The 13,589-nt window shown below is 37.9% G+C and carries 15 protein-coding genes; 13 read left to right on the top strand and 2 right to left on the bottom strand.

Annotation, left to right across the window (positions count from 1 at the left end; all coding sequences use genetic code 11):
- Positions 1-147: 147 nt before the first annotated feature.
- Positions 148-282, bottom strand: a complete 135-nt coding sequence (gene yhfH / locus ACFFIX_RS25095) for a protein YhfH (protein ID WP_378938989.1) — start codon at positions 280-282, stop codon at positions 148-150.
- Between the two features lie 145 nt (positions 283-427).
- On the opposite strand from yhfH, the gene ACFFIX_RS25090 reads away from it, so the two are divergent.
- The 11 genes from ACFFIX_RS25090 (at position 428) to aceA (ending at position 11,647) form a co-directional block, all read left to right on the top strand.
- A complete protein-coding gene (locus tag ACFFIX_RS25090) occupies positions 428-1,165 on the top strand; it encodes an MBL fold metallo-hydrolase (protein ID WP_378938987.1) in 738 nt (245 codons plus the stop codon).
- Between the two features lie 206 nt (positions 1,166-1,371).
- A complete protein-coding gene (locus tag ACFFIX_RS25085) occupies positions 1,372-2,928 on the top strand; it encodes a fatty acid--CoA ligase family protein (protein ID WP_378938986.1) in 1,557 nt (518 codons plus the stop codon).
- A 20-nt stretch (positions 2,929-2,948) separates the two neighbouring features.
- Entirely contained in the window at positions 2,949-3,725 is a 777-nt protein-coding gene (locus tag ACFFIX_RS25080; protein WP_378938983.1) for an enoyl-CoA hydratase-related protein, read from the top strand.
- Between the two features lie 391 nt (positions 3,726-4,116).
- On the top strand, positions 4,117-5,133 hold the full coding sequence (locus ACFFIX_RS25075) for an ABC transporter substrate-binding protein (protein ID WP_378938981.1): 1,017 nt from the start codon (positions 4,117-4,119) through the stop codon (positions 5,131-5,133).
- Positions 5,134-5,249: 116 nt separating this feature from the next.
- Positions 5,250-6,263 carry an ABC transporter permease gene (locus ACFFIX_RS25070; RefSeq protein ID WP_378938979.1) on the top strand — a complete coding sequence of 338 codons (1,014 nt, stop codon included), beginning with the start codon at positions 5,250-5,252 and terminating at the stop codon, positions 6,261-6,263.
- Positions 6,250-7,044: an ABC transporter ATP-binding protein gene (locus tag ACFFIX_RS25065; protein WP_378938978.1), complete on the top strand. Its 795-nt coding sequence runs from the start codon at positions 6,250-6,252 to the stop codon at positions 7,042-7,044. Before ACFFIX_RS25070 ends, ACFFIX_RS25065 begins: the two co-directional genes overlap by 14 nt.
- Positions 7,045-7,163: 119 nt before the next feature.
- Complete coding sequence (locus ACFFIX_RS25060; protein WP_378938976.1) at positions 7,164-7,775, top strand: helix-turn-helix domain-containing protein; 612 nt, start codon at positions 7,164-7,166, stop codon at positions 7,773-7,775.
- A 17-nt stretch (positions 7,776-7,792) separates the two neighbouring features.
- Positions 7,793-8,521, top strand: coding sequence for an AzlC family ABC transporter permease (locus ACFFIX_RS25055; protein WP_378938974.1), 729 nt, complete (start codon positions 7,793-7,795; stop codon positions 8,519-8,521).
- The gene (locus tag ACFFIX_RS25050) at positions 8,514-8,819 is read left to right on the top strand and encodes a branched-chain amino acid transport AzlD family protein (protein ID WP_378938972.1); all 306 of its coding nucleotides are present in this window, start codon (positions 8,514-8,516) and stop codon (positions 8,817-8,819) included. The genes ACFFIX_RS25055 and ACFFIX_RS25050 overlap by 8 nt, the downstream gene beginning before the upstream one ends.
- An 85-nt stretch (positions 8,820-8,904) precedes the next feature.
- Complete coding sequence (locus tag ACFFIX_RS25045; protein WP_378938970.1) at positions 8,905-10,167, top strand: M48 family metallopeptidase; 1,263 nt, start codon at positions 8,905-8,907, stop codon at positions 10,165-10,167.
- Between the two features lie 199 nt (positions 10,168-10,366).
- The gene (gene aceA / locus ACFFIX_RS25040; RefSeq protein ID WP_378938968.1) at positions 10,367-11,647 is read left to right on the top strand and encodes an isocitrate lyase; all 1,281 of its coding nucleotides are present in this window, start codon (positions 10,367-10,369) and stop codon (positions 11,645-11,647) included.
- A 102-nt stretch (positions 11,648-11,749) separates the two neighbouring features.
- Here aceA and ACFFIX_RS25035 read toward each other — a convergent pair whose 3' ends face one another.
- Positions 11,750-11,983, bottom strand: coding sequence for an IDEAL domain-containing protein (locus tag ACFFIX_RS25035; protein ID WP_378938966.1), 234 nt, complete (start codon positions 11,981-11,983; stop codon positions 11,750-11,752).
- 151 nt (positions 11,984-12,134) lie between these two features.
- On the opposite strand from ACFFIX_RS25035, the gene ACFFIX_RS25030 reads away from it, so the two are divergent.
- Positions 12,135-12,290 carry a hypothetical protein gene (locus ACFFIX_RS25030; RefSeq protein WP_378938964.1) on the top strand — a complete coding sequence of 52 codons (156 nt, stop codon included), beginning with the start codon at positions 12,135-12,137 and terminating at the stop codon, positions 12,288-12,290.
- Positions 12,291-12,466: 176 nt separating this feature from the next.
- On the top strand, positions 12,467-13,546 hold the full coding sequence (locus ACFFIX_RS25025; protein ID WP_378938962.1) for a putative 2-aminoethylphosphonate ABC transporter substrate-binding protein: 1,080 nt from the start codon (positions 12,467-12,469) through the stop codon (positions 13,544-13,546).
- Positions 13,547-13,589: the final 43 nt, after the last annotated feature.

Genomic DNA, 13,589 nt, shown 5'->3' with positions numbered 1-13,589 from the left:
AGCATCATTCATCACCTCAAGATTTTTATTACTTCTATTTTAATACAAAAAAGACTGTAGGCAAACTCGATAAAATCGAGTTTGTCTACAGTCTGAAAGGTGCCCCTATATTAATAGGGACACCTTATTTTTTTTGAATATATTTTTCTACAAATCTACAACATTCAAACACTCGTTACATGAGTTTCCATAACATTCATGTTGCTCTTCGATTTCTTTTCCGCATTCATGACACTGTTTAGTCGGTAAATTTCTGAAAAATTCAGTTATTTTCGTGATCAATGAAATCCCCTCCAAGTCATTTTGTTAATTTCATTGTATTATAACAGAATGACTTTGTAAACAACTGTTTTGTAACAAAAGACATTTCGCTTAAAATTGGGTATATTGATTGATAGGTGAGAAGAGGGAAAGGTGGAGATCTATAGTGAAGATAACAATTGTCGGGTATTGGGGTGGATTTCCTGGTGTAAATGAAGCAACATCAGGTTATTTGCTACAGTCAGGGTCATTTAACTTACTACTGGATTGTGGAAGTGCTGTACTATCACAGCTCCAAAATTATTTACCTGCTGATCAACTAAATGCGGTTATTCTTTCGCATTATCACCACGATCACGTTGCCGATGTAGGTCCACTGCAATTTGCAAGACTGATTTCATCGTACTTGCACGCTGATCACACAGTTTTACCGATCTATGGGCATCAATTTGATATTGAAGCTTTTAATAAGTTAACTTATAAGGAAGTGACAGAAGGGTGCTCATATTCACCTGAAAAAACATTAAACATCGGACCTTTCACAATTAGTTTCTTAAAAACACTACACCCAGTCGACTGCTTTGCAATGCGCATAACGGATAAAAAATCGACCGTTGTTTTTACTGCAGATTCTGCCTTTCAGCAGTCATTTATTCCTTTTACGTTAGGCGCAGATCTACTCCTTTCAGAGTGTAACTTGTATGGGAATCAAGATGGCGAAAAGTCAGGGCATATGACTAGTTACCAAGCTGCAAAGATTGCGGAGGAGACGGGAGTAAAGGAACTAATTTTGACTCATTTACCCCACTTTGGAGATCATCAGGATCTGGTAAAGGAAGCACAAACGATATACAAAGGAAAGATCACCTTAGCACATACTGGTTATGTATGGAAAAAAAGTTGAAATTCATTATTTAGAGATCACAAATGAATGTGGTCTTTTCTTTTTTTCTTAGAATTAATAGCTAAACATTGTATTATTTATTTTCTTTCAATATAATATATTTAGAATTTTTAATTTTTATAAAAATGAATGGTTGTTCATTCATTTTTATAAAAAACATTCTTATTAAGAAAACTAGCAAAGTGAAATTCAAAAGGGGTGGGAGAATGAATTTATCGTCAAAGTTTTCGTTAACGGCAAAAACGTTTCAGAACAAACCTGCGTTTATTTTTGAAGGACAAGAAACATCCTATGCACAGCTAGAAGGGGCTATCAATCAATTCGCAAGTGGCTTAAAGGAATTAGGGGTTAAAAAAGGAGATCATGTCGGTGTTCTTTTAGGAAACACACCATATTTTGTGATCTCATTGTACGGGGTTTTACGAGCAGGAGCAACAGTTATCCCGATCAATCCAATCTATACACCAGATGAAATTGGCTACATACTGAATAATGGTGATGTTAAAACAGTCATCACATTAGATTTACTTGTTCCATTATTTGAAAAAATGAATGCTCACTTGCCAAAAGTTGAGAGTGTCATTGTTTGTGATACACCTCCAACTGAGGCAAAGCAAAATGTTGATGTTACAACTCTATCGGTCTACTCAAAATTGAAACCGTTTACAACTGTACTTTCCCTTGGTTCAGCCATTTTTGAAGGACCAGAATTAGCTGATGACGATACGGCTGTTATTTTGTATACTTCAGGTACAACTGGAAAACCAAAGGGTGCTATGCTTACTCATAAAAACCTCTACAGCAATGCAATTGACACAGGAGAGTATTTAAAAATGAACGACACCGATAAAGTTGTTGCAACTTTACCGATGTTTCATGTATTCTGCTTAACGGTTTCATTAAATGCACCGCTAATGAGTGGCGCTACTTTGTTAATTGTACCTAGATTTACTCCGGGTGAAATTTTCAAATTAGTCAAAGACAATGAAGCAACAGTGTTTGCTGGTGTGCCAACAATGTATAACTTCCTCCTTCAATTTGAGGGTGCAAATCCAGATGAGTTAAAATCGCTTAGATTGTGCATTTCAGGTGGCGCATCAATGCCTGTTGCCTTACTTAAAGGGTTTGAACAAAAATTCAAAGTTGTTATTTCGGAAGGCTACGGTTTATCTGAAGCATCGCCAGTTACATGCTTTAACCCTCTTGATCGTCCTCGAAAAGCGGGATCAATTGGTACAAACATAGTAAATGTTGAAAACAAAGTGGTTAACGAGCTAGGCGAAGAGGTACCACCTAATCAAGTTGGCGAGTTAATTGTCAAAGGACCAAACGTAATGAAAGGGTATTACAAAATGCCGGAAGAAACGGCTCACACGATTCGAGATGGCTGGTTGTATACTGGAGATTTAGCAAGGGTCGACGAAGAGGGGTATATTTTCATTGTTGATCGTAAAAAAGATCTTATAATTGTAGGCGGTTACAATGTCTATCCTCGCGAAGTGGAAGAAGTGCTTTATAACCATGAAGATGTTGTTGAAGTTGCTGTAGTTGGCGTGCCAGATCTAAATTTTGGAGAAGGTGTAAAATGCTTTGTTGTCTCGAAAAAAGCCGATTTAACTGAGGAAACTTTGTTAGAATATTGCAAAGAACACCTAGCAAAATATAAAGTACCAAGCTCTATCGAATTTTTAAATGAATTACCGAAAAATACAACAGGTAAAATTTTAAGAAGAGCCTTAAAAGGTCAAGTCCTACAAAAATAACGAGGGGACGTGAACATATCTTGAACACTCTTTTGTATGAAGTGGAGAATTACATTGCTACGATCACACTTAATCGTGCAGACGTATTGAATTGTTTCAACTTTGAAATGCTGATCGAACTAGAGACAGTACTTGATGAAATTCGAACAAATAAAGAAGTGCGCGTGGTGATTATTACGGGTGCAGGTGAAAAATCATTTAGTGCCGGGGCCGACCTAAGAGAACGCAAAAGTTTATCTGAACAAGAAGTTCGCCGTTTCATTTTCAAAATCGGTGAGGTCTTTTCAAAGGTTGATCAACTTCCACAACCGGTCATTGCAGCTGTAAACGGCTTTGCATTTGGTGGAGGAATGGAATTTGCCCTAGCTTGTGATGTTCGTATATTGGTAGAGGGGACTAGGATTGGATTAACAGAAACTAGTTTGGCGATTATCCCCGGAGCTGGAGGGACACAAAGGCTTCCTCGTTTAATTGGTGAGGCTAAGGCGTTGGAGCTGATTTTAACAGCTAGGAAATTAACTTCTAGTGAGGCGTTGGCGTATGGGATTGTTTCTAGAGTTGTCCCGACGGATGAGCTGATGGATGTTGCTCTGAAGCTTGCTCAGGAAATGCTCGGAAATGGTCCACTCGCCTTGCAACAAGCAAAGTTCGCGATAAAGCAAGGTATGAATGTAGATCTTGCAACAGGTTTAAAACTTGAGCAAAAGGCATATGAAGTACTAATTCCGACTGTAGACCGGGTCGAGGCCTTGAATGCGTTTGGTGAGAAAAGGCGGGCTAATTTTAGAGGGGAATAGTTTTATTGGGTATCCTGGAAGGTCTGGGGTGCTCTTTTTTGTGTAGTGGGTGGTATGGAGAACAGATCACTGGTCGAGTTAATGGTGAATCTTGTCAGGTATTGACGAATGGCTTATAGAAAGGTGAAATTGGCTTATAGAACTACCATTTTAGCTTATAGAAGTGCTTATTCAGCTTATAGATTCGTTGAATTGGCTTATAGCCATGTTTCAGCATGAACCATTTTTCAATACTTCATAAAAAAAGTGAATTTCATTAAAGAGTTCCCTATTTGTTAAACCTACTATTGTAAATATTCAGAAAAATACATTGAACTTATTTATTTTTCCTGTATAATTTAGTGAATAAAAGCATAAAAGCGTAAAAGTAAAAATTAAAGGGGATATCAAAATGAAAAAAACGTTTCGTAATTTAGTTGGTGTTTCAATAATTGGTTTAGTTGCACTAACGGGATGTGGTAATGAGGGCTCAGCACCGAAAGAAGAAGAAGCGACCGAAACTGCAGGAGGATCACAAGAAGTAATCACAATTGGAGCCACTCAAATTGTTGAGCATCCTTCACTAGATCAGGCATATGAGGGATTTAAAGCAGCGATCACTGAAAATGGCTTCGAAAATGCTGAATTTGATTTGCAAATTGCCCAGGGAGATATGAATAATAGCCAAACAATTGCTCAAAACTTTGCAGGAGATAAAGTCGATCTAATTTTTGCAAACTCGACACCAAGTGCACAATCAGCATTAAATGCAACAAAAGAAATTCCGATTCTATTTACTTCAGTAACAGACCCTGTTGGTGCTCAGTTAGTTGAAGCAATGGAAAAGCCTGGAGATAATATTACAGGAACATCAGATACATTCCCAGATGCGACAACAAACACTGTCAAATTCATTGATGAACAAACCGAGGCAAAAACGGTGGGGTTAATTTATAACTCAGGTGAACAAAACGCCGAAGTTCAAGTTGAAAACGTTGAAAAGGCAATGGAAGGTACAGATTTAAAACCAGTAAAAGTTAGTGTTTCAACTTCTGCTGAAGTAAAACAAGCAGCGGAGTCACTGATTGGTCGTGTGGATGTACTTTTCGTTGTCAAGGATAATACGGTTGTATCAGCACTTGAATCCGTTGTAGCAGTTGCAAATGATCATGATATTCCGTTGTTTGTAGGAGAAACCGACTCTGTTGAACGTGGTGGCTTTGCAGCTTACGGAGTTGATTACTATAAATTGGGTTACCAAACAGGTGAAATGGCCGTACAAATTCTAAAAGGTGAAAAAACAGCTGCAGATATTCCTGTCGTTTATCCAGATCAAGAGTTAAAACTTGTGATTAATAAGAAAGCAGCAGAAGAACAGGGAGTAGAATTAATGCCTGAATGGGATGAAATAGCTGATTATATTGAATAAGTTTTACCCTATCAAACAGCACGTTCTGTGATTTTTATGTTACAGGACGTGATTAAATTGAATAAAACAATTGAAAGAATGCTTGGAACGTTTTTGTAAAAGGAGGGACATCTAGAATGATTATTGCGCTATTTGGTTCTGTGGAATCAGGTATTATTTATGCAATTATGGCATTAGGGGTATATTTATCGTTTCGTATTTTAGATTTTCCTGATTTAACTGTAGATGGAAGCTTTGTAACAGGAGCATCTGTTGCTGCAATTATGATTGTTAATGGATCTAACCCATTTCTTGCAACAGGTGTAGCGTTAGTAGTAGGATTTATTGCTGGATGTATGACAGGAATTTTGCACACAAAAGGTAAGATTAATCCACTATTATCCGGAATTCTAATGATGATTGCCTTATATTCAATTAATTTACGTATTATGGGACGTTCAAACATACCGCTATTAAATGATGTAACGTTGTTTACTCATCTTTCAACATTTTGGCAAAGCATAGGATTAGAAAATGTATTAAATGGGATCGCATCTTCGATTGGACTTGGTAATGACTTGCCGAAAACATGGTCTATTTTATTTTTCATGTTTATTGTTACATTTATCATTAAAGTTTTAACAGATCTCTTTCTGCGTACAGAAATTGGGCTTGCATTACGTGCGACAGGCGATAATAAGCGAATGATTCGGAGCTTTTCGGCTAACACTGATTCGCTAACCATTTTAGGGCTCGGGTTGTCAAATGCGTTAGTAGCTTTGGCAGGTGCACTTATTGCCCAATACGGTGGTTTCGCTGATGTTGGAATGGGTATTGGGATGATTATTATCGGGCTTGCCTCTGTTATCATAGGTGAGGCGTTATTTGGAACGAAAAGCATCGCAAGAACAACTCTAGCTGTGATTGGCGGCGCGATCATCTATCGAATTGTTATTACACTTGCGTTGCGAGTTGAAGGACTAGACGCTGGAGATATGAAGCTAATTACAGCAATCATTGTTATTTTTGCATTAGTTGCACCGAAAGTTGTACATGAGCAGAAGGAAAAAAGACGACGGATTCGAAAACGTGCCGAACGTTTCGATATAAAAGCAAGTTCAAAGGAGGGCACTCAGAATGTTACATCTTAGCGGTATCAGTGTTACCTTTAATGAAGGAACACTTGATGAGAAGAAGGCCCTTCAAAACATTGATCTTGCGTTAAATCCTGGTGATTTCGTGACTGTAATTGGCAGTAATGGAGCCGGGAAATCGACACTAATGAATGTAATATCTGGTTCGCAAATTCCAGATATCGGTGATGTAGTCATCGATGATACGACAGTGACACATTTACCAGAGCATAAGCGTTCAGCATTAATCGGGCGTGTCTTTCAAGATCCAATGGCTGGTTCTGCACCAACAATGACAATCGAAGAAAACTTGGCGATGGCATATTCCCGCACCCAAAAAAGGACGTTTCGTAAAGGAGTAACGAAAAAACGACGTGACCTTTTTCGAGAATATTTAGAAACGCTGCATCTTAGCCTAGAAGACCGTCTAACTGCAAAAGTAGGCTTACTATCAGGGGGAGAACGGCAAGCGCTATCACTGTTAATGGCAACATTTACGGAGCCAAGAATTCTATTATTAGATGAGCATACAGCGGCACTAGATCCAGCGCGTGCTGAACTCATCACGAAGTTAACTGGAGAAGTCGTTCAGAAGTTTAACTTAACCACTCTGATGGTCACGCATAACATGAAGCAAGCACTTGACCTTGGCAACCGACTCATTATGATGGATAAAGGTCAGATAATATTTGATGTAGCTGGAGCAGAAAAACAGAAGCTCACTATTGAAAAATTATTGAAAGAATTTCAGCGAATCCGAGGTGCTGAGATGATGAGCGACCGGGCGCTGTTGGGTTGATGATATCAAACAATTTCATAAATGTTGAGAGTAGGCGGATAAGTATCATTTATCTGCCTATTTTTTATGGAAGTAAAAGATTAATGCAAAAAAAGGTAGAAAATTCTTAATTGGTGGTTGTGCAAGATAACATACAAATGTATACTATATTAAACAAAGCCAATATAAGGGAGTTAGACATGAAATCATTGCAGGTCCAAATCGGACAGAACCTAAAGAATGTGAGAAAGGTGAGAGGATATAGCTTAGATCAACTATCCTCTGTAACCGGTGTGAGCAAAGGTATGCTTGCTCAAATTGAAAGAGGGGATTCCAGTCCGACTGTTAACACTTTATGGAAAATAGCGAATGGCTTGCAGGTCTCATTTTCTTCATTAGTTGAAGAATCACATAGCAGTGTATCAGTGGTTCGTTTACATGACAAAAAGCCGGTGACAGAAGAGGAAGAGCTTTTTCAAGTGTTTCCATATTTTCCTTATGATCCATCTCGAAAATTTGAAATCTACTATATTGAATTGTTGCCAGGTTGTTTCCATGTTTCAGAACGACATCATAGTGGTGTTGAGGAATATGTGTTAGCAACAGAGGGTGAAACTACCCTAAAGGTTGGCAATGAGACGTATTCCTTGGTAAAGGGAGATTCAATTCGATTTCAAGCGAATCAAACACATACATATGAAAATCGCTCCAGTGAAATTTCTGGTTGCTATAATTTAATTTACTATCCTTAAAGAGGGGGCGAACCAATGTGACAACAACAACTATTGTAAAAAGGGAATCACAATTTTTTCATGGCATGCAAGCCGGTTTAAGCATTGCGATTGGGTACATGCCTGTTGCGCTTACTTTTGGCTTGCTTTCTAAATCTACGGGTCTCGGACTCTCTGAAACTGTTATGATGAGTCTGATGGTATTTGCAGGAGCGGCTCAGTATATTTCGTTAAGTCTGCTTGCGGCAGGAACCGGTGTGATCGAAATTATATTTACGACGTTTATCGTGAATATCCGTCATTTCCTTATGTCTGCTGCATTAAATGAAAAAGCGGAAGAGGATTCATTATGGAAAAAGGCGATTTATTCTTTCGGATTAACTGATGAAACCTTTTCTGTTGCTTCGCTAAAAGAAGGAAGAGTTACTGCTGGCTATATGTTTGGACTTATCTTTATTTCCTATTCTAGTTGGGTGATTAATTCAGGGGTTGGTCATTTAATTGGCGCGAGCTTACCTACAACTGTTCAAGAAAGTATGTCAATTGCACTTTACGCCATGTTTATTGGCCTTCTTGCTCCATCATTGAAACAACATCGCAAGGTTGTTTATTTAGCTGTGCTGGCTGCTATCTTTAACTCTCTTTGTGTTGCATCAAATGTAATTTCAACTGGGTGGGGAATTGTGTTGGCTACGATTGCATCGGCCGTACTTGTTGAAATTATTTACCTTAAAAACGAAGATAAAGAGGTGAAGACTGATGGATAAAACAATTTTATTGATGATTGTCGGAATGGCTGTGGTTACCTATATACCGAGAATGATCCCTTTAGTTGCGTTAAGTCAGTTAAATTTGCCTGTTTTTGTACAAAATGTATTAAGAAACGTTCCATATGCTACACTTGGTGCACTCATTTTTCCAGGAATCCTTTTAATCAGTGAAGATATTTGGTTCGGCGTTATTGGAGCCCTGGTTGCGGCGGTTGTCGCCTATTTTGGTGCAAATGTCATCGTCGTTGTGATGAGTTCAATTTTGGCACTCGTGGTTTATGGGGTACTGTTCTAATTGACTTCCCTCTTTTTCATGTTCTAACAATCTACAAACTTAACTACACTAATAGTAATAGGAGCTTGTTCAAGGGGGCATTTTCATGCGTAAGTGGTTAACAGCATCGGTTTTGGTTTATTTTCTGTACGGTCTTTTTATGTATTGGTACTTATTTGTGATGTCAGGATCTGGTGTACCTGAATCTTACGCAGGATCATCAGCTGATCCGCAAACATTTATGACTGGGCGGGAGCTAATACTGTCTGAGGATTACTCAAAAATTAAAAACTTCCTCTATTTTGTAACCGTCCCATTTGAGTGGTTTATTTTTTTCATTATTTTACTCACAGGGTTGTCGTATAAGATGCAATCATGGTCAAACGCAACGTCAAAATTTTCTGCAGTGAAAACGTCCGTTTATTTATTTTGGCTATCACTCCTAGTTACAGTAGTAGCTCTACCCGTTGAGTGGCTAGGATATAAAATATCCGTTTCCTATCACATAACAACTCAGGCTTTTCCCTCTTGGATGAAGGATCAAGTCATTGATTTCTGGGTGAATTACCTGATGATGATCTTGATTGTAGTGGTATTGTTGTGGCTGATTCGTAAATATGAAAAAAAATGGTGGCTTTACGCTTGGTTCTTATCAATTCCATTTTCATTTTTTCTAATGTTTGTTCAGCCTGTGCTTATCGATCCTCTTTACAATGACTTTTATCCATTGAAAAATCAACAACTTGAGGAAAAGATTCTAGCACTTGCTGATGAAGCTAATATCCCTGCTAAACATGTGTATGAAGTCAATATGTCTGAAAAAACAAATGCGCTTAACGCTTACGTGACAGGTGTCGGCTCGAACTCAAGAATTGTATTGTGGGATACAACGCTGAATCGATTGTCTGATAATGAAATTCTCTTTATTATGGCCCATGAGATGGGGCATTACGTGATGAAACATATCTATGTTGGGGTTGCTGGATATTTACTCTTGAGTTTAGGTGGATTATATTTAACCCATCGTCTGATGAAACTTATTATAGGTAGATGGGGGACGCTGTTAAAAATCAAGTCGATAAAAGATTTAACTGCGTTGCCACTTTTTTTAATGTTGATTGGAATATTAACATTCGCATCTAGCCCTTTAACAAATACCGTATCTAGGTATCAAGAAAAAAGTGCTGATATGTATGCCATTGAAATGACTGGTGACCATGAGGCAGCAGTTACAACGTTTCAAGAATTAGCAAAAGCGGGTTTAAGTCAAGTGAATCCGCCAACTTTGGTGAAAATATTCCGCTACGGTCACCCGACTCTTTTTGAAAGAATTAATTATCTAGAAGACGGCCATGAAAGCAAAGAATAGGGAAGAATAATGATAGGTTTAAATAGGCAAAAGGATCGATTCATATCACATGAATTGATCCTTTTTTTATATGCGAAAAAAATAATTAGAAAATTTTAAAGAAAAAGATTCCATTTCTGATTAATCTGTTATATATTAATATTAGAAAATTACAACTGTATTATAACAACAAAACACACAAACTTTGGAGGGATTTATGATGACTGATAACCGTATAACGCAATTACAAGAAAGCTGGGATCTTGATTCACGTTGGAATGGTGTGGAGCGTCCTTATACTGCTGAGGATGTTATTCGTTTAAGAGGCTCAATTGATATTGAACAAACGCTTGCGAGACGCGGAGCTGAAAAGCTTTGGAATAACTTACACACCGAAGACTACATTCATGCGTTAGGTGCATTAACTGGTAATCAAGCTGTTCAACAAGTCAAAGCTGGATTAAAGGCAATCTACTTAAGTGGTTGGCAAGTTGCTGCAGATGCAAACTTGGCTGGACAAATGTATCCAGATCAAAGCTTATATCCAGCAAACAGCGTCCCTTCTGTTGTGAAACGAATTAATCAAGCGTTACAAAGAGCCGATCAAATTCACCATCTTGAAGGAGAAAATAACATTGATTGGTTCGCTCCAATTGTTGCAGATGCTGAAGCTGGATTTGGCGGACAATTAAATGTCTTTGAATTAATGAAGTCAATGATTGAGTCAGGTGCAGCAGGCGTTCACTTTGAAGATCAGCTATCATCTGAAAAGAAATGCGGTCATCTTGGTGGAAAAGTTCTTTTACCAACTCAAACTGCAGTGAAAAATTTGATTTCAGCACGTCTGGCTGCTGATGTTATGGGAGTTCCAACGCTGATTATTGCCCGTACAGATGCTGATGCAGCAGACTTGATCACAAGTGATGTTGATCCTGCTGATCACAAATTTATTACTGGAGAGCGTACAGTTGAAGGCTTCTTCCGCACCAATGCTGGAATTGACCAAGCAATCGCGCGTGGATTATCATATGCTCCATATGCTGACTTAATTTGGTGTGAAACATCTGAACCAAACCTTGAACAAGCACAAAAATTTGCTGATGCAATTCATGAGAAATTTCCTGGCAAGCTATTAGCCTATAATTGCTCACCATCTTTTAACTGGAAAAAGAAATTAGATGACGAAACGATTGCAAGCTTCCAGAAAGAAATCGCAAAAATGGGCTATAAATTTCAATTCGTTACATTAGCAGGATTCCATGCACTGAACCACAGCATGTTTGAGCTTGCTAGAAAATATAAAGACCACGGCATGGCGGCTTATTCAGAGCTTCAGCAAGATGAATTTGGTAGTGAGCAATATGGCTATACAGCAACAAGACATCAACGCGAAGTTGGTACTGGTTACTTTGATGAAGTTTCACAGGTTATTAGTAGTAGAACCTCTTCAACTACTGCTTTAAAAGGTTCAACCGAAGCAGAGCAGTTTACGAAGGCTTAAGTTTTATAGCTTGAGAGGGTAATCTATATTAAAATAAGAATACAAAAAGGAAAGCAACGTTCAACAATCTGAGCGCAGCTTTCCTTTTTAGGTGTATTTACATTAGCCAATTTCCCGTAATTTTGCATACTGCTTCGCTAACTTTTGAAACAACGATCTATCACTTCGGTCAAGTGCGTCATTGATTTTTTCCTCTAACAGGGCTTTTTGACGATTAAACAGTGCCTCATCTAGTATCATTTGAATATACATATCAAGTACAGGATTCTCGCTTTGTTCCTTGTTCATTGTGTTGCGGGACTTCATGATCTCAGTATACGACTTTTTATTTTTCATGAAAGATCACCCCTGAGCCTTTTTTATATTATATGGAGGAGGGATAGAAAAATCAACTTAATATTTATAATTTTTAGAAAATTAACCTTTGACTCATATTTTTGAATGAATCGCATACTTAGGGAAATAGTAATATAAAGGAGTGGGAAAATTGAACAATGATTTTGAGAGAGAGCTGCCATCTACAGCGCTAAATCCACAAATGAGTGTTTCTACAAATCACGTCAGAAGAGTGGTTGGAAACACTGTAAGTGAACTTGAGACAGTTGAAACGACTACTATGATTCTTCAAGATGATGAGGAGTAACTTCTTTGCAGAGATGTAAAGGAGTCTTTTTTTGTCCTTTTTTACAATCGGTTAAAACCACTTAAAACAAACGAAACACACACAAAACAATATCTTTACATTTAATTAATATCACCTTAACATTGTGGTTTTATATTGTATTTAGAAAGTAAAAAGATAAAAAGGGAGATAAAGCAATGAAAAACCACATTATTAAACTAGTTATTTTGCTAATGTCATTCTCACTCTTGGTAGCTTGTGGGTCCAATTCAAGCAACGGTGAATCATCTACAAATTCTCAAACTGAGGGACTAAAGGGTGAGTTAACCGTATATACAGCAATTGAGGAAGAATTAATCCCTAAGTACTTAAAGTCTTTCGAAGAGCAGTACCCAGAAATTGAGTTAAATATAGTGAGAGATTCAACGGGAATTATTACAGCGAAAATGCTTGCAGAAGGTGAAAACACAAAAGCAGATGTTGTTTGGGGATTAGCGGCATCAAGTCTTTTAGCTTTAGATGAGAAAGACATGTTAAAGGGATACACACCAAAAGGATCAGAGAAGATTCTACCTCAGTATAAAGATACAAATCAGCCTGAAAAGTGGGTTGGCAATACAGCATTTATGACTGGTGTTGTCGTGAATACGATTGAATTAGAAAAACGGAACTTACCAATCCCTAAAACATACGAAGATCTTACTAAACCAGAATATAAAGATTTAATTGTCATGCCTCACCCAGCTTCATCTGGTACTGGATATTTAACTGTTAGTGCATGGACGCAACTAATGGGTGAAGAGAAATCATGGGATTACATGTCCAAGCTGCATAGCAATGTGGCGACCTACACACATTCTGGATCAAAGCCTGCAAAGCTTGCTGCTTCTGGAGAGTACCCAATTGGAATTTCACTTGTATACAGTGGAGTAACACAACAACAATCTGGTGCCCCTGTTGAAGTGATTTTGCCTGAAGAGGGTCTTGGTTGGGAAGTTGAAGCAAACGGTCTAATCAATAAGGGTAATACAGAAAATGAAATATTAGCTCATGCGTTTCTAGACTGGGCACTAACAGAGGATGTCATGAAAAAATATTATGACGCAAATGGGTTTTCAACAATGGACAATGATTTTGAAAAGCCTGAAGGTTTCCCTGAAAATGTACAAGAAAAAATGTATCAAGAAAATGATCTTCAGTGGGCCGCTAAAAACCGCAACAACATTTTAGAAAAATGGAATTCAGAGTTTGGTAGCAAGGCTGAGCCGAATCAATAAATACGTATTGCTGATAGGACAAGCTTACTATCAGTAACAGCAG

Origin of the sequence: Metabacillus herbersteinensis, from assembly GCF_042433335.1 — a bacterium.
In the GTDB taxonomy this organism is placed as follows: domain Bacteria; phylum Bacillota; class Bacilli; order Bacillales; family Bacillaceae; genus Metabacillus; species Metabacillus herbersteinensis.
This window is presented reverse-complemented; position numbering and strand designations above follow the sequence as displayed.

What these genes read in the sequence shown, in the direction of transcription:
- ACFFIX_RS25070 (WP_378938979.1), top strand. Translation starts at nt 5,250, where the DNA reads ATGATTATTGCGCTATTTGGTTCTGTGGAATCAGGTATTATTTATGCA.
- ACFFIX_RS25065 (WP_378938978.1), top strand. Translation starts at nt 6,250, where the DNA reads ATGTTACATCTTAGCGGTATCAGTGTTACCTTTAATGAAGGAACACTT.
- ACFFIX_RS25075 (WP_378938981.1), top strand. Translation starts at nt 4,117, where the DNA reads ATGAAAAAAACGTTTCGTAATTTAGTTGGTGTTTCAATAATTGGTTTA.
- ACFFIX_RS25025 (WP_378938962.1), top strand. Translation starts at nt 12,467, where the DNA reads ATGAAAAACCACATTATTAAACTAGTTATTTTGCTAATGTCATTCTCA.
- ACFFIX_RS25085 (WP_378938986.1), top strand. Translation starts at nt 1,372, where the DNA reads ATGAATTTATCGTCAAAGTTTTCGTTAACGGCAAAAACGTTTCAGAAC.
- aceA (WP_378938968.1), top strand. Translation starts at nt 10,367, where the DNA reads ATGACTGATAACCGTATAACGCAATTACAAGAAAGCTGGGATCTTGAT.
- ACFFIX_RS25035 (WP_378938966.1), bottom strand. Translation starts at nt 11,983, where the DNA reads ATGAAAAATAAAAAGTCGTATACTGAGATCATGAAGTCCCGCAACACA.
- ACFFIX_RS25050 (WP_378938972.1), top strand. Translation starts at nt 8,514, where the DNA reads ATGGATAAAACAATTTTATTGATGATTGTCGGAATGGCTGTGGTTACC.
- ACFFIX_RS25045 (WP_378938970.1), top strand. Translation starts at nt 8,905, where the DNA reads ATGCGTAAGTGGTTAACAGCATCGGTTTTGGTTTATTTTCTGTACGGT.